20 protein-coding genes and 1 pseudogene are annotated in these 20,329 nt (G+C 70.3%); 8 read left to right on the top strand and 13 right to left on the bottom strand.

Annotated elements, in window-relative coordinates; all coding sequences use genetic code 11:
* Nucleotides 1-287, bottom strand: a 287-nt coding sequence (locus HV824_RS28250; RefSeq protein WP_176418963.1) for a transposase, incomplete at its 3' end; no start/stop codon positions are given.
* A gap of 81 nt (nt 288-368) precedes the next feature.
* Between HV824_RS28250 and HV824_RS37650 the strand changes: the two are divergent.
* Nucleotides 369-551, top strand: a pseudogene (locus HV824_RS37650) (stage II sporulation protein M); the annotation flags it as partial.
* A gap of 405 nt (nt 552-956) precedes the next feature.
* Here the strand turns inward: HV824_RS37650 and HV824_RS28240 are convergent.
* From HV824_RS28240 to HV824_RS28200, 9 genes are all read right to left on the bottom strand, one after another.
* Nucleotides 957-2,204 (bottom strand): ISAs1 family transposase, encoded by a 1,248-nt coding sequence (locus HV824_RS28240; protein ID WP_176418964.1) that lies wholly within the window; start codon nt 2,202-2,204, stop codon nt 957-959.
* A gap of 413 nt (nt 2,205-2,617) precedes the next feature.
* The gene (locus tag HV824_RS28235) at nt 2,618-3,856 is read right to left on the bottom strand and encodes a hypothetical protein (protein ID WP_176418965.1); all 1,239 of its coding nucleotides are present in this window, start codon (nt 3,854-3,856) and stop codon (nt 2,618-2,620) included.
* A 34-nt stretch (nt 3,857-3,890) separates the two neighbouring features.
* A complete protein-coding gene (locus HV824_RS28230) occupies nt 3,891-4,733 on the bottom strand; it encodes a hypothetical protein (RefSeq protein ID WP_176418966.1) in 843 nt (280 codons plus the stop codon).
* Nucleotides 4,734-4,902: 169 nt separating this feature from the next.
* Nucleotides 4,903-6,351 carry a DUF4150 domain-containing protein gene (locus HV824_RS28225; RefSeq protein ID WP_176418967.1) on the bottom strand — a complete coding sequence of 483 codons (1,449 nt, stop codon included), beginning with the start codon at nt 6,349-6,351 and terminating at the stop codon, nt 4,903-4,905.
* Entirely contained in the window at nt 6,351-7,436 is a 1,086-nt protein-coding gene (locus tag HV824_RS28220) for a 3-oxoacyl-ACP synthase (RefSeq protein ID WP_176418968.1), read from the bottom strand. The genes HV824_RS28225 and HV824_RS28220 overlap by 1 nt, the downstream gene beginning before the upstream one ends.
* Nucleotides 7,426-8,442, bottom strand: coding sequence for a DUF2169 domain-containing protein (locus tag HV824_RS28215; protein ID WP_176424660.1), 1,017 nt, complete (start codon nt 8,440-8,442; stop codon nt 7,426-7,428). The genes HV824_RS28220 and HV824_RS28215 overlap by 11 nt, the downstream gene beginning before the upstream one ends.
* Nucleotides 8,443-9,022: 580 nt before the next feature.
* Nucleotides 9,023-9,412, bottom strand: a complete 390-nt coding sequence (locus HV824_RS28210; protein WP_176418971.1) for a translation initiation factor — start codon at nt 9,410-9,412, stop codon at nt 9,023-9,025.
* Nucleotides 9,413-9,430: 18 nt separating this feature from the next.
* On the bottom strand, nt 9,431-10,837 hold the full coding sequence (locus tag HV824_RS28205; protein WP_176424659.1) for a thioredoxin domain-containing protein: 1,407 nt from the start codon (nt 10,835-10,837) through the stop codon (nt 9,431-9,433).
* Nucleotides 10,834-11,160 carry a cupin domain-containing protein gene (locus HV824_RS28200; RefSeq protein WP_176418973.1) on the bottom strand — a complete coding sequence of 109 codons (327 nt, stop codon included), beginning with the start codon at nt 11,158-11,160 and terminating at the stop codon, nt 10,834-10,836. The genes HV824_RS28205 and HV824_RS28200 overlap by 4 nt, the downstream gene beginning before the upstream one ends.
* Before the next feature lie 38 nt (nt 11,161-11,198).
* Between HV824_RS28200 and HV824_RS28195 the strand changes: the two genes are divergently transcribed.
* The 5 genes from HV824_RS28195 (at nt 11,199) to HV824_RS28175 (ending at nt 15,665) form a co-directional block, all read left to right on the top strand.
* Nucleotides 11,199-12,269 carry an aminomethyltransferase family protein gene (locus HV824_RS28195; protein WP_176424658.1) on the top strand — a complete coding sequence of 357 codons (1,071 nt, stop codon included), beginning with the start codon at nt 11,199-11,201 and terminating at the stop codon, nt 12,267-12,269.
* Between the two features lie 25 nt (nt 12,270-12,294).
* Nucleotides 12,295-13,119 (top strand): hypothetical protein, encoded by an 825-nt coding sequence (locus HV824_RS28190; protein ID WP_176418521.1) that lies wholly within the window; start codon nt 12,295-12,297, stop codon nt 13,117-13,119.
* A 112-nt stretch (nt 13,120-13,231) separates the two neighbouring features.
* Entirely contained in the window at nt 13,232-14,728 is a 1,497-nt protein-coding gene (locus HV824_RS28185) for a spermidine synthase (protein WP_176424657.1), read from the top strand.
* Nucleotides 14,725-15,183: a hypothetical protein gene (locus HV824_RS28180; RefSeq protein WP_176418519.1), complete on the top strand. Its 459-nt coding sequence runs from the start codon at nt 14,725-14,727 to the stop codon at nt 15,181-15,183. The genes HV824_RS28185 and HV824_RS28180 overlap by 4 nt, the downstream gene beginning before the upstream one ends.
* Nucleotides 15,180-15,665 (top strand): hypothetical protein, encoded by a 486-nt coding sequence (locus HV824_RS28175; RefSeq protein ID WP_176424656.1) that lies wholly within the window; start codon nt 15,180-15,182, stop codon nt 15,663-15,665. The genes HV824_RS28180 and HV824_RS28175 overlap by 4 nt, the downstream gene beginning before the upstream one ends.
* 83 nt (nt 15,666-15,748) lie before the next feature.
* Here HV824_RS28175 and maiA read toward each other — a convergent pair whose 3' ends face one another.
* The 3 genes from maiA to HV824_RS28160 form a co-directional block, all read right to left on the bottom strand.
* The gene (gene maiA / locus HV824_RS28170) at nt 15,749-16,408 is read right to left on the bottom strand and encodes a maleylacetoacetate isomerase (RefSeq protein WP_176418517.1); all 660 of its coding nucleotides are present in this window, start codon (nt 16,406-16,408) and stop codon (nt 15,749-15,751) included.
* Nucleotides 16,405-17,385 (bottom strand): fumarylacetoacetate hydrolase family protein, encoded by a 981-nt coding sequence (locus HV824_RS28165; RefSeq protein WP_176418516.1) that lies wholly within the window; start codon nt 17,383-17,385, stop codon nt 16,405-16,407. The genes maiA and HV824_RS28165 overlap by 4 nt, the downstream gene beginning before the upstream one ends.
* Before the next feature lie 194 nt (nt 17,386-17,579).
* Nucleotides 17,580-17,852, bottom strand: coding sequence for a hypothetical protein (locus tag HV824_RS28160; RefSeq protein ID WP_176418515.1), 273 nt, complete (start codon nt 17,850-17,852; stop codon nt 17,580-17,582).
* 215 nt (nt 17,853-18,067) lie between these two features.
* On the opposite strand from HV824_RS28160, the gene HV824_RS28155 reads away from it, so the two are divergent.
* Nucleotides 18,068-18,445 carry an STAS/SEC14 domain-containing protein gene (locus HV824_RS28155; RefSeq protein WP_176418514.1) on the top strand — a complete coding sequence of 126 codons (378 nt, stop codon included), beginning with the start codon at nt 18,068-18,070 and terminating at the stop codon, nt 18,443-18,445.
* Nucleotides 18,446-18,560: 115 nt separating this feature from the next.
* Nucleotides 18,561-20,204, top strand: coding sequence for a serine protease (locus HV824_RS28150; protein ID WP_176424655.1), 1,644 nt, complete (start codon nt 18,561-18,563; stop codon nt 20,202-20,204).
* The last annotated feature ends 125 nt before the right edge of the window (nt 20,205-20,329 follow it).

Raw genomic sequence — 20,329 nt, 5'->3', positions numbered from 1 at the left:
CCCTCGTGCAGCCCCTCTCGGCGCAGCAGCGCTCCCAAGGCTTCGCCCGCCAGCCCATGTGCCTCCGCCAGCACGCGCAACTTCTCCTCGGGCGTCCACTTCTTGGGGCTGACGGGCTTCTCCTCGGGCGGGGGCGTCATGGCCGCCAACTTATTCGCCTCCCGCAACCACTGCGACAGCGTCGGCTGGGAGACGCCCACCTGGCGGGCCAACGCCGCGGCACCCACCGCGCCGGGGCCCACCATCCGCTTCACCATCTGCGCCTTGAATGCATCCGTGTACGACACTGCGTCCTGCCTGCTCTCGCCCCCTGGGCGTTGTCAGCTCGGCAGGTCAGCCGAGGCGACATCTTCCCTGACACAGGGGGCAACATCCAGGTGGCCTTCCTCGCCTTCGCGCTGGGGCTCACCGTGGGCGTGCTGTTCTTCGCCAACGGGCTGTCGCTCGGCGCGCTCACGTGGGTCTACCACTTCAAGGGGGTGGCGGACTGGTTCTGGGCGTGGATCCTCCCGCACGGCATCCCGGAGATCGCCGCCATCTGCATCGCGGGCGGGCGAGCCTCGTGCTCGGTATCCGTATCCGCTGTACGAACACCGTCTTCCGTAAGCCCAGGCGGGCGCTCAAGCTGACGGGGTGAACGGGACGCTTTCAGCGCGGCGACGACTGCTCTTCGGACGAGGCCGCAATCGGCTCCTGGACGGTGAGTTGGCCCACCTCGGCGTCGAGTTCGGCGGGGAGGAGGCGAGCGCGCGTAGCGGCCCAGTACTTGGGGGCGAGTTCGAGGTAGCGCTGGTGGGGCCAGTGGGCCAGGCCTGATGCGTTCTCGGGTGTCTGCGATTTCGTGAGGAGGCCGCGTGAGAGTGAGGGGCGGTGCGGCAAAGGTCCGCCGTTCGGCCGGGGCGCCGTGCGAATGGAGGAGAGTGGCAGCCAGAAGCGGGGGGAGGGCCGGCGAGCCCTCATGCGGGTGTGGGCAGGGCCTCGTGCCTTCGGCCATGGACGAGGGTGTCGCGCAGCAACTCGCACGCGCGTGTCCACTCCACGAGGTGACGGCCTTCCGGAGGCAGACGCGCTCTGAAGCAGGCCAGCAGGTTGAAGGCCAGCGCCCGCAGCCAGGCCACCACCTCCAGGGCCGTGCGCGTTGGGCGGCAGGGCTGGCGCGCGTCCTCGCCCAGGACGACGTCCAGCGTCCAGTTGTGTCGGTTTTCGATGCCCCAGTGCACCCGCACCAGCCGCAGCAATTGGTGGAAGTTGAAGACGGTGGTGTCCAGCGAGGTGACGAAGTAGCGGTAGTCCTCCGCCAGGAGGGGGTCCGCGTCGTCCCAGTGCTGCTGGCGCACTAGCAGCAACGTGCGCGCTCCAGGAAAGTCCACCTCGTCGGGCGTCAGCGCGTGCGTCCACAGCTCGCGCACCGCTGTCTGCCCATGCGCCCGCTCCCCGGTGCGCGAGCGGGCTGGGCACTGCTTGGAGGCGATGGCCCGCATGGCGTACTCGTGAAGGGTGGGCTGGTTGGCCTTCAACCCGAAGCAGTAGTGCTTGCCCAAATCTCGTACCAAGGCTGCGTTCTGCGCGGCCGTCAGCCCCGCGTCGGCCGTCACCACCCCAAAGTGCTCGCCAAAGGCTTCCACCACCCGCGGCAGCAACTGCCGGAAGGCGGGAGACTCACCCTCCTTGGCGCCGATGAATTCCAAGTCCAGGCAGGGGGCGGCCAGCGCGCTGGTGAACACGGCCCGCAGCGCGCCCAGTCGCCACAGTGCGCGGCCCACCTCGTCGTTGGCGACGGCCTCCAGCCCCTCCACCACGCCCTGGTGCGTCGTCCACAGGCTCTTGCCGTCCACGCTCACCACGCCCAAGGGAAATGGCAGGCGGGGGGCGCTCGAATCCTCCAGCACGCCGGACGCCTGGGCCTTCAACGTCTCCCTCAGGCCGTCCGCCTGCTGCTTGCGCAGCAGACGCCAGAGTGTCGAGCCCTTCACCGAGTGCGGCAGCTCCAGCCGCTTGCGCGTCCGCGCGCCCACATCCCCCGCCAGCTGCGCGGCCTGCTTCAGCCCGCTCTTGCCCACCGCGAAGCCAGCCACCACCAGCCCCAACAGGCCCAGGTGCTCATGGCGGGTGCCACGCGCGTCTCGCGGGTCTGTCACTCCTTCATCCCACGGCAGGCGCGCCTGTCTCAGCACGCGCCGCTGTTGGCCTCGAAGTCCACTCATGCTCGACTCCTTCTCGCCCCGGTCCACGCTGCTCGCGGAGCGGGGCGTAGGGGGGGATGGGGCTCGCTGGCCCCGTCCCTCCGCCTCCGGCTGCGGCGCTCAGTTTCGAGCACAGCCCACCCGCCAGGGAGCGATCATCCAGGGCACCCGTCAGGTGGTGCACGAATCCGGTCACCCCCTTCCGCGCGCAACCCCGCGACCCGACGACCCTTCTTCAAATCCGACCCCGAGAAAACGCATCAGGCCTGGGGGCCTGGGCTTGTTGGCCATGGCAAATCCACTCGCGGCGTCTTCTCCTGCCTCGCCGCGGCCTGGGGCGCCAGGCTCGCCCCCTCCGCTCCCGCGTGAGGGGAGCCGCGCTGGGCGTCGCGGACCTCTGGCTCATTGCAGACGGCGCGCGCGGGCTTCGGCGCTCACTCCGGTAGCTGAGGAAACCGCTCGAGGGCGAGCACGCCCCCGCCCCGCCCCGTCTCGAAGTGCTCCCGGAGCGCATACTCCCACCGAGCATCCAGGGGCAACCCGCGCAGCCACTCTTGCGTCCAGCCCTTCAGGGCATCGGCGCCCATGCAGAGGCGGGACACCCCGGAGAGGGTACCTTTGAGGAGGCCCCAGGATTTGCGAGCCGCGACCGCATCTGGAATGTGTACCTCCTCCGTGGAGTCCTCCTCCTCCAGTTCCTCGGTGGGCAGGACGGCGACACGATGGGCGGTGTTGACGTCAAGGCCCGTCAGCTTCCGGAACGAGCTGGCGGCGGCCGCCGCTACCGCGGGCCCGCCGGACTCCATGGCGCGAAGCACCTCCTCCATGAGGCCGGGATGGCCGAAGGTGCCAGCCAGCAGGAACCGCCCGGGGCCCAGCTCCCGCCGCCCCAAGGCTTGCTCGAAGAGCGGGAGGTCGACCTGGGCCCCCAGCACCGCCAGCAGCGTCAAGCTCGGAACGTGGTCGGGAGACGCCGGGGCCTTCGCCAGCGTCCTCAAGCTGGAGAGCAGCCACGGTTGCCGTGTCCAGGCGGCGGCCCACCGGGCGGCGTCCCGGACCCCGAAGGACGCGTCCGCGAGTGCCGTCGGGAAGCGCTGGGCAAGCCGCTGCCGGAAGAGCGCCTGGCCCGGGGCTTCGAGCCACCGGATTGGCAGCAGCGAGACGGTCCCCCACGCGGCGCGGCGGACGTCGGGTTGGGCCGCGCCCAGCAGGTCCAGGAGGCGGCCTCCCGGGTCGGGCAGCCCATGGAAGGCCAGCGCCTCCAGGGCTGCGGCGGCGTGACGCTCCGACGCTCCCGCCACGAGGCTCCTCAGTGCGTCCACATACCGCGCGGGGGGAGCGTAGCGGAGGGCGAGCCTGAAGCCCTCCCAGGCGGCGCCTTCCAGCCCGGCGGACAGCGCCAGCGTCTGGCGCGCCACGGCCGCGTCCTCCTGCAAGAGGAGGGCGTGCGCGGCGCCAAACGCGGCATACGCGTCCTCGGCCTCCACCAGGCGCGTGCGAAGGAGCGCCCAGGCCTCTTCCCCAGCCAGGACCAGGGCGTCGACATGGGCGGCGATGCGCTCATCCAACTGAACGAGCGCGCGAAAGTCGTACTCCTTGGAGCGCAAGGCCGCATGACGCTGCCGCCACAGCCACTCCACCTCGTCGACATGCACCTCCAGCAGGTCGACCATCCACTCTCCACCGCGAGCGAGCATGGACCGAATCTCAGGGCTGGGCGTTGGGGGCGGACGGGACCACCTCGAAGCGACCCAAGTCCAGGGTGAGCTGGCCTTCCATCGTCTCCAGGCCCCGCTCGCCGCGCGAGGTGAAATAGGTCAGCGCGGCCCGGTAGGCGCCAGGGGCGCTCAGCATCTTCTTGCGGACCACGAAGCGGAGCTCCGCGCCCGGCGTCAGCGTGAGACGCCGGCTCTCGGGAGGCTTCTGGCCTTCTGGCGGGTGCACGTTCTCCATCCCCAGCTCCATCCACAGGGAGTCCCCTTCCCCGAGCTGCCCGGGCGGCTTGTCCTTCGACACGAGCAGCCGGAGGTTGGTCCGGTCCGGGGCATGGGGGACGAAGGGGTTCTCCGTCTCGATGGCCTGGGCTCCCACGTTGCGCAGCGTGACCTCGAAGGAGACGGGCTTCTCCAGCGGGAAGCGCGGCGAGGTCGGCGCGCCTTCTCCCCGCAGCACCCGGAGCGGCCGCGTCAGCATGTGCTCGGAGGCCTTGCGCATCTCGTTCAGCAACGGATCCAGGGCGTCCGGGACGGCGTGGAGGGGGAACGTCCGCGTGTCGATGTCCTCTCCGTCGGAGCTCTCACCCACCGACACCGTCTTCGTGTCGGGCGACAGCTCCGTGGTCACCGGCAGGGCGCTGAAGTCAATGTCGCCATGCAACTGCTTCAGCCGCGCGTACGTCCCCGGGGACAGCTCGGCCTCGTAGTAGCCAATCTCCTGCCGTCCCAGGAAGTTGTTCGACAGGTCCACGGAGCCCTTGCCGGTCGGAGGAAACGCGGCGCCCAAGGAGCCATTCGGCAGGTCCATGAACAGCACCAGGTAACCCTTGCTCATCACGTCTCCTTCGCGCTGGAAATGACTGCCAGCGTCAGGTCGTCCCTGGGACGACACGGGGCGCGACTCCCTCCGCGTGGCAGTGGGCGCGGCGCCCAGGAGTCCCAGCGCCAATGGCAGCCAGCCCAGGCCGCGGACTCCCCACCGGTAATCTGTCATGCCCATCCGCCTAGAGCGACAGCAGGCGGGTGGGCCCGATGAGTCCCTTGACCTTCGCGTCGAACCAGTCATGGAACGCCTTCAGGTGATGGGGAAGGACCCGGGCCCCGCTCGCCATGACACTGGTTGGGATGTTGGTGTACTTCCGGGCCGGGTCGCAGGCCCCTTCTGGATATTCGTCATACATGCCGATGAGGTGACCGAACTCGTGGGCGCGCACCGCCTTCGGAACGCCCGCGAGCTTCTCCCACCAGTCATGGGAGAACCACCACTTGCCGGGCTTGCCCCACTGGGACGGGTCATTGGCCCCCGCATAGAGCTTCACCTTCTTGCCGTGCCCCTGGCCCCAGAGGCACTTGATGCGGATGCGAAACGAGCAGCAGCCATTCTTGCTGGAGCAGGCGCAACTGTTGCCCCGCTTGCACTTGATGCGATGCAGCCGGTAGCGGTTGTCCCAGACCCGCTCGACTTCCTTCTTCCAGGCCCGCCGCCGCTGAGCGGTGCTGAGCGCCCCTGGCTGGAGGTCGAAGTCCACCTTCCGCGTCACCACCAGCTCTCCCCTCTTCAGCTCGATGTCGTAGCAGGCCTCCCAGGCGTAATGGGTCGTGGTGTCCTTGACCCACTTCTGCTTGCCCAGGATGACCTTCTTGACGAACTTCGGCGTCTGGAGGGTCTTCGGGCCCACCAACTGCTTCGCGACGGGCTCGGGGGCCTTCAGCAACAGCTCCTTGCTGGAGGCCTGCTGCCCCTTGAACAGTTCCTGCCGGGCGGAGACCTTCACCTCCTCCTGATATGGCCCCCGTCGCGTCACCCAGCGCGGGTTGGCCTTGTTGCCAGCGAGCTTCGCCTCGAGGGTGCCGACGACGGACTTGGGGTTGCCCGCGCGGTGGACGCGCACCGCGAGCGACTGCTCCGGCGGGCAGTTCTTCGTCTGGACATTGAGGGTGGCCTCGTCCCCGCAGCACGCGTCGGCGCGGGCCCACGCCAGCTTCACCACCTCCGGATCCTCCGGGTCCTTGACCTGATTGGCGCCAGCGCCGCTGGCGAGCGTGTTCGCCTGCACCTCCGACGCGGGCGGCGTGTTGGTGGGAGAGCCGCCGTTCTGCAACATGATGTCCGACAGCCGGAAGACGTTCTGCCCCTCGACCTTCACGTCGAAGGAGTACATCTTCGGGTAGGCCTTGCCCTTGATCTTGTTCGAGGCCACGCCCATGGCGCTGCCAGCCTCGTCCCCCGTGCTCAGCGCGAAGTGCGAGGACTTGAGCATGAAGGGATTGCCATCCGCGGTGACGGTCCGGCTGCCGCTGGCGGTGTCCGCCGACTGCGCCACGTTGGGGTAGGGAATGGGAACGGGGCCAGCGGGCGAGGGCGTCTTGCAGACGTCCGGGAACGCCATGGAGACGCCCCCACTGTCCTTGTGGACGACCGTCAGGTGGTTCACGACCACAGTCGAAGGCATCAACGCTCTCCTGTCTGGGAAAGAGAGAGCGCGGCCCGCTCGCCGCGCTCCGAGGTGGACGCAATCAGGATGCGCGGACACCGTGCGTAGCCGCGCTGAAAGGCATGCAGGGCCAGCCCCACGGCCACGGCCGCCGAGGCGGCGCCCACGTCACCGAGGCTGTCCGCGGGATGCCACAGACGCCAGCCCCGGGGCAGGTCTCCCAGGCAGCGCGTCTCGATGAGGGCCCATTCGAGGAAGCGCCAGCGCTCTCCGTTCAAGTCATTGATGACGTGACCGAAGCCGGTCGCGCCTCCCACCGTCGCCAGCACCGCTTGCAGGGCTCGGGTTAGCGCCTGGCCCCGCACCGGGGCCTCTGGTGTCCAGGGAGGCTCCTGCTCCAGCGCGACCGCGTCGACATGGGCCAACAGGGGCACTCCGCGACGGCGGGCGTCGGACTTGCGCTCCAGGACGAGGAAGGCGGAGGCCTCGCCTGGGATGATTCCGGAGCTGACGCCCGGGATTTTGAGGCGCTCCGCCTCCAGATGCGCCTGCAAGAAGGTGCTGTCCAGCAGCGAGTCCACTCCTCCGACGAGGCAGACGTCCGCAGCGCCGTCCTGTAGTGCGGCGCTGGCCCAGGCGATGCCAGCCAGTCCGGACACATGCTCCAGGGAGACGAGCTGCACCCGGAGGGACTCCGGGGCCTGCGGGAAGAGGTCCTCCGCGAGGTGGAGGGTGAGCTCCTGGAGGTCCTCCGGGGACACGCCCGGCCGGTCCGGGTAGGGCGTCCCCAGGTAGACGTGGACCCGAACGCGCCTGCCGGAATGCCCTCCCTGCGCCAGCCCGAACAGCCTGGCGCTGAACAGGGCCTCGGCCAGGGGCATCTCCACGAGGTCGAGCAGCTTCTCCACCCAGGAGCGGTCCCCCAGGTCAGGGCGGGTGAAGGACGCGGTGAGGCCTTCCTGCCCCGCACCATCCACACCGAAGTGAGGCCACGGAGTGAAGCGCTTCAGGCCGGCACGCAGGGACGCGCAGGACTGGACGGCGTGACGCCCGATGGGGGTGCGCATTCCCAGCCCCGTGACGCAGATGGGCTCACGCGACATGAGCGCCTCGCGCGAGCTGGATCTTGACCCAATGCAAGGAGGGCACCCGGCCATGGATGACCCACCGCGCGCGCCACACGAGCGTCAGCAGCTTGCGCTCGCAGTCCATGTGCACGGTGTCGCAGCGGCACGGCGGCGTCTCGCGCGCGGCGCCCAGCTTGACGATGACCTCCGGCCGCAGGGACGGGAGCGGAAACTCCAGCACGCCCTCGGGCGTGGCGCCGACAACCTTCACCGGCTCGCCGCCCTGGACATATCCGGACAGCCGCTGGTCCGCGGGGGCCACGAGGTGGTGGTGCTCATCGAAGTCCTCCGGAAGCAGCGGGAGCCGCTCCCTCTGCCATGCGCCGTCATACGTCCCGGCAAGGCGGGCGCGCGGCGTCCAATGCGGAGGTAGTGGGCCGAAGCCGCAAGGCGGGGGGCGCTCACGCGTCGAGCGAAGCGGCGCTCGGGGATCCTCCAGGTTGGGCAGGGGCAGCCCATCCAGCCCGCGACGGGAGCGCGTGGAGCGGAAGCCCCGCCCTACGGGGTTCGCCTCACATCGCTCCGGGTATTCAGGATGGCTGTCGTCAGTGCCTCCGAAGGCCCGCTCCCACGTCAGTTCCATGCGCTCGAAGGGACGGGGGGACGACAGGGAAGGAATCCCGAAGGAGGTGTCCCAGACGCGTTCGCCGAAGACCTGGACACCCTTGGTGATGGCCCCCACCTGGAGCGCCACGAGCACCTCCGTCCTGGAGCGGCGGCCCGCGTAGGCGAATCCGTCGAGGAGGACATCCGTCGCGGGCTTGAACGGCGCCAGGTCGGAAGCGCGCAGCAGACTCGACCGCGCGGGCGCTCCCCGGTACTCGTCCGCCAGGGTGAGCGGCGCCTGCGCTGCCGCGACGACGGCTCGGCCCTCCTGGAGGGAGAAGGTGGCCTTGACGACAACCAGCAACGATTCGCGTCCCGTTCCATCAAGGAAGACGAAGCGTCCCGCTGTGAAGGGCGTCAGATTGTAGAGGTCCATGAGACGGGCCCGCGAGAAGGTCGGCCAGCGTGAACTCTACCCGGCGGTACGACGTCCACCGTGTGCCCAGATGTGGGGTCCATCCATCCTGTGGCGTGACACAGCGTACCACCAAGGGCCACGCCACCACGTCTGGACATCGAGAGTACAAGCAGAATGCGGGCGGCGCTGACGCACCATGCCCCGGTGCGCGTGTCCCTTCGGTAGACCTGCCTGAGCAGCTGCACTCAAGCCTTTGACTCTGCTCCACTTTTCTCTATCACGTTAAACGGACGCGGTTGCCCTCAGAAGAGCAGGCAGACGCAGCAGGGCTGCCATTGGTACCACTCTCCCTGGGACGCCCGAATTTCAAGTCGGACTATTTCCAGTCTTTGACGACGGACAGGCACGCTCCCTCAGAGTCCGCGCACCTGAACAGCAACTCTCGTAAATCCGCCCTGTGCCACGCGTTGCGCAAAGTGCGGGAGCGCCACGAAATCGGGGCATGCTCAGTCACCTCACGACCAGCGATTGGAGGGCAATCTTCAGACGGAGGACACCAGACCGCGCCCTCCGCGCGCAACGCCCGACGCCCAGCGCGTCAGCCGACCGTGACCTTCCGCACGCCCCGAGCCTCCAGCAGCGCGGGCAGCCGCTCACGCTGGTCGCCCTGAAGCACCAGCGTGTCGTCCTCCACCACGCCGCCGCAGCCGAGCGAGTTCTTCAGCGCCTTGAGCCACACCTCGCGCTGAGCCGCGGGCAGCGCCAGGTGCTCCACCACCGTGACTTCCTTGCCGCCACGGCCCTTGCGCTCCATGCGCACCACCGCGCGCGCGGGGCCCTTGGGCTCGGCCTTCACAGACGCCTGAGCCACGGGCGCGGCGGGCGCCTGGGGCAAGGCCTCCCGCTGCACCGAGAGCGCGGCGAACGGATTGTTGAACGGAGCCGCCGGTGCCGCTGGCGGCTCCCCCTTCTTGTCGCGCTTGCCCATGGCCCGGGTGCCGCGTCCTCAGTGGTTGTGACCCGCGTGGTCGTCGTGGCCACCGGCCGGGCGCGGGCGCGGCGGGGGCAGCACGTCGAAGGCGGGGGCGCTCGGGTTGCCGTCCGCCATCACCAGCGCGTAGATGAACGGCGCGGAGGGCATCACCTCGCGGCCATTCACCAGCACCAGCGGCGTCCCCTGGATGTGGTGGCGCATGGCGTAGCGAGAGTCCTCTTGAATCTTCGCCGTCGTCGCCGGGCTGTTCATGCACACCTCCAGCTGCGAGCGCGGCACCGAGCCAGAAGACGCAATCTCCACCGCTCGCTCCGTGTCCAGCACGGCCTGCGCGGCGAACATCTTCTCCCGCAGCTCCCAGTAGTCCGGCGCGCCCTCCAAGCAGATCTGCGCGCGGGCCGCCACGCAGCGCACGCTGGGCGCGTCCGGCCCACGGCGAGGAATCGCCGGGTTGCACGCCCCATCCAGCGGGAACTGGCGAGCCTCCAGCGACAGCTTCCCCTCCGGGACGCGCTTCTTCAGCGCGGACAGCTCCTCCACCAGCATCTTGCAGTGGGGGCACTTGCTGTCCGTCCACTCGACAATCTTCACCGGCGCATCCACCGGCCCATAGCGATGACGCGCGGGCGACGCGGCGGGCTGCGGCGTCTCGCTGCGGTACGCAGCCAGCGAGTCCGAGATGAACTGCTGATGCTGCGGCGGCAGCGAGCGCAGGAACTCCTCCAACGACGCGGGCGGAGGCGGCGGCGTCTGCGGCGCCACGCCCGGCATCGGCGCGCTGGCCACCTGCGGCACGGGCGGCAGCAACGCGGCACCGGACGCCTCCGACGCCTTGGGCGTGGCCCGGCCGGGCAGCAGCGTCGCCAGGAAGACCGCGGCCGTGACGCCCACCGTCCACTTCAGCGTGGCGCCCCACTCACCCGCGCCGGGCAGCAGCGGTCCGGGCAGGCCCTTCCAGGCCACGCCCGCGAAGGCCACCACCAGCGCATAGGTCGCCAGACACGTCGGGCACAGCGCGCCCGACTGCGCGCTGGCCACGACGAAGACGGCCACGGACACCAGGCCCGCGACAGCCACCAGCCGCAGCCCGTTGGCGGCCGGACGCACCGGACGGCCCGAGCGGGCCCACGCCAGGAACAGGGCGGACAGGCCCACCGCGGCCAGGCCCCACACGAGCCCCAGGGCCGCCACGGGCAGGCCCACCAGGTCATGCACGCGGCTGGCGAAGGGGGAGTTCCACACCGTCTCGCAGTTCACCGTGTCGGAGACGCCGCACACGGTGGAGCCGCCACCGCGCAGGGTGAGCAGCTGCATCCACTGGAAGATGGACAGGCCACTCTCCGCGAGGCCCAGGACCAGCAGCGCCAGCGCGCCACGAGTCGCCACGGGAGTGGGCGAAGGGGAAGACGTCGAGCTCATGCATGCTCCGGGGGCGGGGACATCAGAACGAGGAGGCGGGCGGCGTCAGGGCCGTCGTTGGCGACGCCGTGCTCGGCGCCCGCGGGGGCGAAAATGGCGGCGCCAGGGCCGTGGACTTCCTCTTCGGCGCCCACGCGAAAGCGGCAGCGCCCGTCGAGGACGACATACACCTTGTCCGACGCGGCGTGGCGGTGGGGCTTCTGGGCCTGCCCCGGCTGCAGGCAGTACACGTCCAGGAAGAACCGGCCGGACTGGAAGACGTTGTGCTTCAGGAGCTTCTCTGGCGAGAAGTCCTGGAAGGACGACAGGTGCTTCACATCCATCGTGGCATTCGCTCCTTCGCCTCTATATAGCGACGGACATGGAACCGCTGTCTCTGCATTTTCTTCACGAGAAGGCGGGCGCCCGCTTTGGCGCGGTGGGCGGCCGGGAAACCGTGGCCGGGTATGGAGACTCGGAGGAAGCGTACCGGGCGGCCAAGGCGTCCGTGGCCCTCCATGATGCCTCCTACCGCGAAACCCTCAGAATCACTGGAGAAGACCGAGCCTCCTTCCTACACGGGATGGTCACCCAGGAGGTGAACAACCTGCCCGTGGGCACCGCGGCATATGCCGCCATGGTGACAGCCAAGGGGGCCATGGTGGCGGATGCCCGCATCCTCAAGCGGGAGGCGGACCTCCTCCTGGATGTGGAGCCCGGCACCGGCGCCAAGGTGCGGGACTTCCTGGACAAATACCTCATTTCCGAGGACGCCGAGCTGCACGAGGCCACGGGGGAGCTGGCCCTGCTCCGGCTGCTCGGGCCCCGGACGGCGGACGTCCTGTCGGCCGCCCTGGGCAGCCCCCATGCGCCGCTGTCGCACCATGCCGCCCGCACGGGCACGCTGGCGGGCCAGGAAGTCTGGCTGCTGGGGAGCACCGCCATCGAGCCCCACGGCGTCGACGTGTGGGTGCCGCGCGCCGGGCTGGAGGCCGCCTGGCAGGCCCTGTCCAACGCGGGCGCCGCTCACGGACTGAAGCCCCTGGGCTTCGAGGCCCTGGAGCTGCTCCGCGTGGAGGCCGGCGTGCCCCGGTACGGCCAGGACATGGTGGACACCACCATTCCCCTCGAAGCCAACCTGGCGAACGCCATCTCCTACAACAAGGGTTGCTACATCGGGCAGGAGGTCATCGCCCGAGCCACCTTCCGCGGCCACATGAACCGCAAGCTGACGGGGCTGCTGCTGGGCGACGCGGACGTGGCCCCCGGCACCGAGCTGCGGCGCGGGGAGAAGAAGGTGGGCTGGCTGACCAGCGTGGTGCAGTCGCCTGTCGCGGGGCAGCGGGTGGCCCTGGGCTACGTGCACCGGGACTCGCTGGAGCCGGGCACCGAGCTGACCCTGGCGACGGGCCCCGCCACGGTGAAGGTGGCGTCCCTCCCCTTCTCTGCGTGAAACAGTCCCAGCATACTGGTGAGCCATGTCCCCTGGCTCACCGAGCACCCTGCTTCGCCCCGCGCTGCTGCTCGCGGCGCTGTCCCTCTTCCTGACGGGCTGCTTCAACGTCGAGCAGGACCTCTGGATCGAGCCAGGCGGTTCGGCGCGGCTGGTCGTCGACATGGGGATGCCCAAGTCATTGACGGCCCTGGCGCGGCTGGGCGGCGATTCGAACGCCAAGGAGGCGCTGCTCGCGAAGGCGCGCGAAGCCGAGCAGGCGCTGCGCCAGGCCCCGGAGGTCTCCCAGGTGATGCTCCGGGACTACGAGAAGGAGGGTCAGGTCCATCTCGTCTACGACGTGACGGTGAAGGACGTCACCCGGCTCCCGGAGCTCTACCGCCGCGCCGCCGAACAGCACGGCAAGGGCCAACCGTCGTCGCCGAAGGATGCGTGGGACGTCCGCATCGAGCGCCAGGGCGGGGACTACGTCTACACCCAGCGCTTCAACCCGGAGAAGGCCTTCGCCGCGCCGGCCGGCATCGGTGACGACGCCGCGGAGCAGGCCGCCCAGGAGCTGGCGAAGAGCATGGTGAAGGCCATGCTCGTCAACAACCGCCTCACCCTCCGCATCCACGGCCCTGGCATCGGCGAGACGAACGGCACGGTGAACGAGCAGAAGGACACCGTGGAGTGGAAGCTCAACCTCGCGGAGCTGATGGACGCCCCCGCCGAGGGCCGCGAGCTCCGCGCCGTCATCCACGGCGGCGAGCCGCTCTGGCTGTGGCCGGCGGTGCTGGGCGTTCCCCTCGCGGTGCTGCTGCTGACGGTCGCCGCCGCCCGGAGGCGCCGGGGCGTCGCCACCCGATAGCTCGCCGCCCCTGGCACGCCTGTCATGGTGCCCCTGCCGTTGCGGTCCCTCCGCATCAATCATTTCGAGGGCTTCTCGCTGGAACGGACCTTGCTGACGCAGGCGTCCGAGCATGCGCCCCACGCCTTCGCTGACATGGCTGTCCTTCATCACCGGCATGACGGTCATGGCGTCGGAGATGGCGGCGTCACGACTGATGGCGCCCTACTTCGGCAGCAGCACGCCCGTCTGGGCCGCGCTCATCTCCCTGGTCCTGGGTGGGCTCGCGTTGGGCGCGCGGTTGGGAGGCCGCGCGGCGGACCGCTCGGGGCGCCTGACGCCGCTGCTGAGCGCGCTCTGCCTCAGTGCGCTCGCCCTGGCCCTGCTGCCCTTCCTCGCGCGGGCGCTGCTGCCCGGCGCCACGGCCGCGGTGCTGGGGGGGCGCCCCGTGGAGGGATTGGGCCGCGTGGCCTTGCTGCTGGTGGTGGCGGTGCCGCCCCTGCTGGTGCTGGGCGCGGTGGGGCCCTACGTGCTGCGCGTGGGGCTGGCGGGCGTGGCGTCAGCGGGCGCGCATGCCGGACGGCTGTCTTCCGCGTCCACGGTGGGCAGCATCACCGGGACGCTGCTGGCGGCCTTCGTCGTGCTGCCGCTGCTGGGCACCGCGCGCACCATGGCGCTCTTCGCGGCGGCGCTGGGGCTCACGGCCTCCTGGCGCCTGGGGTGGCGGTGGCGGCTGCCCGCGGTGGGCGTGCCCGTGGTGGCGCTGGCCTTGGGCGTCCACGCCCTGCCCCGCGGCCCCCAGGCCGTGGAGGTGGCCGAGTCCCCCTATGCCTTCATCCAGGTGGTGAAGGACGAACACGGCACCCGCTCGCTCGTCTTCGATGAGGGCTACGCGGTGCAGAGCGTCCACCGGCCCGGCCTGCCGGTGCGCGGAGAGGTCTTCGGGCACTACCTGCTGGTCCCCGCCATGGCCCAGACAGCGCCACGAGCGCCCCGGGTGCTGGTCCTGGGTCTGGGCGCGGGCACGAGCGCCAGGGGCCTGCGGGAGACGTACCCGGGCGTGGAGGTGGTGGGCGTGGAGCTGGACGCGGAGGTGGTGCGGCTGGGCCGTGCGCACTTCGACCTGCCCTCCGAGGTGGAGGTCCACGTGGGAGACGCGCGCGCCTTCCTCACGCGCGACACCCGCCAGTACGACGTCATCCTGGTCGACGCGTTCCGCTTCCCTTACGTCCCCTTCCACCTGACGACGCGCGAGTTCACCTCCGCCGTGGCCGCCCGCCTGAGGCCCGGTGGCGTGGCCTGCTTCAACGTGGGGCGCTACGCGCAGGAGCGCGCGGTGGTGGAGGCCGTGGGCGCCACGCTGGCCACCGTCTTCCCAGAGGTCCGGGCCGCCGACGCGCGCAACCACAGCAACACGCTGCTCTTCGCCGGAGCCCCGGGGCTCGCGGAGCGGCTCGCGGAGCGCACACCGTCACTGCCCGCCTCGCTGCGCCCGCTGGCGGAGCGCGTGGCCGGAGAGCTGAAGCCGGTGCCCGCGGGTGAGCCGCTGACGGACGACCTGGCCCCGGTGGAGCTGCTCACGGACGCCATCCTCCTGCGGGCCCTGTCGAGCGGGAAGCGGCTCCAATGAAGCGCCTGCCCGGCATGCCGGAGTTCCTCGCGCCGCTGCCCCTGTGCGCGGTGGCGCTGATGGCGGTGAATGACCGCTGGCTCAAGCCCGCCTTCCACAACGCCCTCACCGGCAAGCTGTCCGACGTCGCCATCTGCTTCTTCCTGCCGCTCTACGTGTCCGCGCTGCTGGCGCTGGTGACGCGCTGGCCCAGGGCGCGCCGGGTGGCCGTGGGCGCGGTCTTCACCGTGTGCCTCTACACCGCGCTCAAAGTCTCCCAGCCCGCCGCGGACCTCTTCTGTGCGCTGCTGCGGCCCCTGGGCGTGCCGCTCGGCATCCGGAGCTTCCGCGCCTGGGCCGACCCCACCGACCTCGTCACCTTGCCGCTCGTCTGGGTGGCGGTGCGCTACAGCCGCGCCACCACCCGCGAACCGCCGTGCCTCCCCGCCTCGTCCCCCACTGGAGTCAACGCGTGAAAGTCATCCTGATGAACCTCGCGGCCACCGCCGCGCTCGCCACCACGGCGGTGCTGCTCGTCGCGGACTCGGGAGGGAAGGACTGCTACCAGCCCGCCCAGAGCGTCACCTTCGACGTGGGCCACAACACCTGTGGAGCGCCGGGCCTCCTCCAGGTGAGCACCCCTCAAGACGACTGCCGCCTCGACGTGGCGGTGGAGGAGCGCACGGGGCTGCCCACCAGGGGAGCTGTCTACGCGGGCACGGTGGACATCCTCCAGGGCGACAACTGGTACCTGGCGGATACGAACGTCGTCATCACCTTGAGCACCGACGGAGGAACCCCGCCCGCCGACGCGGGCAGCGGCACGGCGGTCGAGGTCAACCGCGCGTGTGAGGTCCTGCGCGAGGGCGAGGTCCTCCGGCTGAAGTGCACCGCGCGCGAGGCGGACCTCGGCAACGAGCAGGTGCACGCCTGCGAGGCCGTGCTCACCCCGCGCTGAGCACCCCGGCGGCCAGTGCCCACGCCGCCCAGCACCCACTCAGCGGCGGCCACGCCCGGACAGGCGCAGCCGCCACACACCGCTCAGGCGGGGACCGCGTCCGGCTGCCGGTCGGGCTGTGCGGCCTGGAAGGCGGGCAGCGCCTGGCACTCGGCTTCGATGCGCAGCAGCGTGGGGTACGGCGCCACGTCCACGCCGAAGCGGCGCGCGCCGTAGAGCTGCGGCACCAGGCACACGTCCGCGAGCGACACCGCGTCCCCGACACAGAAGCGCCCCGCGGTGGACCGCACCGCCGTCTCCAGCGCCTCCAGCCCCCGCGCGTTCCAATACGCCGACCACGCCTTGTCGTCCGCGTTCAGCACCTGCTTGAGGCGCTGCATCACGGACAGGTTCTGCAGGGGCTGGATGCCGGAGTTCACCAGCTCCGCCAGCATCCGGGACTGCGCCCGGAGGAACGCGTCAGCGGGCAGCAGCGCGGGCGCCGGGAAGCGCTCCTCCAGGTACTCCAGCACCGGCAGCGACTGGGACAACCTGCGCACCGAGCCATCCGCCTCCGTCCACTCCAGCGTGGGCAGCGTGCGCATGGGGTTGACCGCCCGGTACGCGGCGCCGTGCTGCTCGCCGCCGTCCTTCACCAGGTGCACCGGCACGTAGTCGAACTTCAGCCCCTTCAGGTGCAGGCCGATGCGCACCCGCCACGACGCGGAAGAACGCCAGTAGCTGTAGAGCCGCAGCCCCGTCATGGCACCTTCACCACCTTCTGGGCGATGCGGCCGAACACGCTGCGGCCTTCGGCATCCGTCATCTCGATGTCGATGGTGTCGCCCGGCTTCATGAAGGGCGTCTTTGACTCGCCCTGCTCAATCTTCTCAATCATCCGGCGCTCGGCGAGGCAGGAGATGCCGCGCTCGCGGTCCGCGTTGGACACCGTGCCGCTGCCCAGGATGGTGCCCGCCGTGTAGCTGCGCGTCTTGCACAGGTGCTGGATGAGGTCGAAGAAGGAGAAGTGCATCTCCGGCCCCGCGTCCGTGTCGCCCACCTGCTGCCCGTTGAGCACCGAGCGCAGCCGCAGGTGGATGCGCCCGTCGCGCCAGGCCTCGCCCAGCTCGTCCGGCGTCACCGCGAAGGGGCTGAAGGCCGTGGCCGGCTTGCTCTGGAAGAAGCCGAAGCCCTTGGCCAGCTCGTTGGGGATGAGGTTGCGCAGGGACACGTCGTTGGCCAGCATCAGCAGCTTGACGTGCGGCGCCGCGTTCTCCGCCTTCGTGCCCTGGGGCGTGTCACCCAAAATGGCGCAGACCTCGGCTTCGAAGTCCAGGCCCCAGGCCTCGTCGGCCAGGGGGATGTCGGCGGTGGGCGCCAGGAAGTCCCCGGAGCCGCCCTGGTACACCAGCGGGTCCGTCTTCAACGTCTCCGGCGGCTCGGCGCCGCGCGCCTTGCGCACCAGGATGACGTGGTTGAGGTACGCGCTGCCGTCCACCCATTCGTAGGCGCGCGGCAGGGGCGCGTGCAGGGCGCCGACGTCCAGCGGGCGGCTCTGCACCGTGCCCGCCTCCAGTTGGGCGTCCAGCGCGCGCAGCTGCGGCTCCTTCGTCTCCCAGTCGTCCAGCGCGGCTTGCAGCGTGAGCGCCACGTTGGTGGCCAGCGCATAGGCCGAGTTGTCCCGCTTGACGACGATGAGGCGGCCGTCACGGGTTCCGTCCTTGAGCGTCGCGAGCTTCAATGCCGGGCTCCCCGGCGGCCCCTGAGGAAGAACGGCCGGGCCGCCTCGTGTGTCTGGGCTTTTCCGCCGGGGATTCCGGGGTGTCAAGCAAGACGGACACGCGCCGCGGGAGAAAAGCGAACGGCCGACACGCCGCGAAAAGAAGCGCACGGGCGAAAACCGGCCGCCCGTGCGCTCCTTGCTGCGTCAGTCACTCACGCCCGGAGCGGATTCACGACCTCGGGGCAGTGCCAATACGTGTACTCGCAGGCCTCCTGCTCGGCATCGCAGGGCACCTGGATGATGGTGATGGCCTCGCACGGATGGCGGGGCGCCTGGTCCTGGCCTCCACCCCTCGTGCGGCCTTCGTCGGGGACCGTCCCCTGGGTCTCCAGCGCGTCCTTCGCGGCTGGAGGGGGCGTCACCCCCGGCAGCAGGCCCGGAGCGGCGCCCAGCACCGCGCCCAGGACGTACAACTTCGTGTTCATGAAACCCCCTTGCCGGGTGCAGCCGCCGTCGCGCCCCTTCGGCGCGCCGGTACCGGAGCAGCGGCAGGGACGTCAGTACCAGGTGGGTCTGACATTTCCTGCCCTTCCGGACAGGACCGGGAAGGCGCCGCCAGGGCGCCCCATCCGCCCCCCCGCCCTAGACGTGTCACCGGCTGCGGCTAGGATGGCGCGCCCGCCCGGAGCCCGTCACCGTCATGCCATTCCAGATTACCGTTCACGCGCAGGACCGCATCCTCGAGGTTGTCTATCCCCCGCAAGTCACCACCGCGGACCTGGCCGAGTACCTGGCCGATGTGAAGAAGGCCATCAATGACCTGGACGGTGAGTGGTCCGCCCTGGTGGACCAGTCCCAGCTCCGGGTGATGCCCAGCGACGTGGTGACGGCCATGGCCAGCCTCAACGCCTTCGCCCAGCTCCACGGCATGAAGCGCTCAGCCCGGGTCGTCACGGATGCCCCCTCCGGGCTCCAGGCGTGGCGGATGACGAAGCGCGCCATGCTGAGCATCCCCACGCGCACCTTCGAGACGCGGGGGGAGGCCCTCCAGTGGCTGCGTGACCCCGACGCGGACTGAGGCTCGCGGCGGCCTGTGCGCCTGCCGACAGCAGGAACGCCTTTTTTCACCTATATTGCGCCGGTCCGCCCCTGACGGGGTTGGGCTTCACATCTCCCGTAGGAGTGGTTGTCTCATGCGTATCCCCCGGACCGACGCCCGCAGGAAGCTGCTCGGCGCGCTGTTGTGTACCTTCTCCGTCGCGGCCTGTGGGCCGGCCTCGGAGGGCGAGCCCGCTGGCAGCGGCGCCACCGAGCAGCCCGTCGTCTATGGCAACGACGACCGGATGGACGTGTACGCGCACCCCGACGCCACCCTGCGACAGTACGCCATGCAGGCCAGCGCCGTCATGGTCGACCCGTACGAGATTGACGACTCGGACCCCAACAACATCGTCTTCGACAGCCCCACCCTGGGCGAGTGGGTCAACCTCTGCCCGGGCCAGCGCTTCATCGACGACCCGTCGCCCGGCTACTGCTCGGGCACGCTCATTGACGATGACCTCCTGCTGACCGCCGGCCACTGCGTGACGGACGCGGCCGACTGCAGGGACTTCAAGTGGGCCTTCAACTTCTACCGGCCTGACGCGAACTCGGTGCAGACCATGACCACGCAGGACATCTTCAGCTGCAAGGAGATTGTCGTGCGGCGGGAGAACACCTCCAGCGGCCGCACGCTGGACTACGCCATCATCCGCCTGGATCGTCCGGCGACGCCGCGCTTCACGCCCGCGCCCATCCGCCCGGGCAACGCCGCCATGACGACGGGCGCCAACGTGGCCGTCATCGGTTCGGGCAGCGGCATCCCGCTCAAGATTGACTCGGGCGGCACGGTCCGCAACGGCCGCGCCAGCACCCTGGACTACTTCACCGCCAGCACCGACACCTTCGGTGGCAACTCCGGCTCGGCCGTCTACGACATGACGAGCCACACCATCGCCGGCATCCTGGTGCGCGGCGCACTGGACTACGTCTATCAGGGCAGCTGCCGCGTCGTGAACGAGTGCAGCCAGGACGGTACGGACTGCGCTGGCGAGGACATCACCTATGTCCGCCCGGCCATCGAGGCGTTCTGCGCCGCCAACACCAGCGTCCGGCTGTGCAACACCACGCCGCCGCCGGCGACGTCCTTCGACTTCACGGCCAGCAACACCAGCAACGCCACCGTGAACACCACCCGCCACGCGGTGGAGCTCACCGCCGGCCAGAGCCTCACCGTGGGCACCTGCGGCCTGACGGGCGCCAGCTTCACCGGCGACACGTGGCTGCGCGTCAATGGCCCCAGCGGCATCGAGGTCGCCTCCAACGATGACGGCTGCGCCACGGGCCGCGGCTCCAACGTGACGTTCACCGCCGGCGCGGCCGGGACGTACGAAATCATCGCGGGCTGCTACGCGGAGACCAGCTGCGGCGGCACGGTGACGTGGACCATCGGCGCGGCGACCCCGCCGGCCACCTCCGGCACGTTCAGCTACAGCTCGGTCAACTCCAACAGTGCGCGGCAGAACACCACCCACGAGGACGTCACCCTCACGTCGGGCCAGCGCCTCTCCTTCGGCACCTGCAACGTGGCGGGCGCCTCTGGCACGGGTGACTCGTTCCTCCGCCTGTTCAACGCCGCCGGCACGCAGGTGAAGTTCAACGACGACGGCGCCGGGTGCGGCTCGCTGTCCCACGCCACCTACACGGTGCCGGCGGGCGCGGGCGGCACGTACCAGATTCGCGCGGGCTGCTACGGCAACACCAGCTGCAGCGGCACGGTGGGCTGGACCGTCCAGTAGTCACACGCCACGCAGAAGGTGGGCACCGCGGGGCGCGTCACTCTTCACGGAGTGACCGCCCCGCTGTCGCGTCTGGCCAACGCCCCCCCACGCAGTGATGGACGGACAGCAGGCAGGCCCCACCC

The organism is Myxococcus sp. AM009, from assembly GCF_013372605.1.
GTDB lineage: Bacteria > Myxococcota > Myxococcia > Myxococcales > Myxococcaceae > Myxococcus > Myxococcus vastator.
Note: the sequence above shows the minus strand (reverse complement) of the source record. Positions and strands in the feature narration are given on the sequence as shown.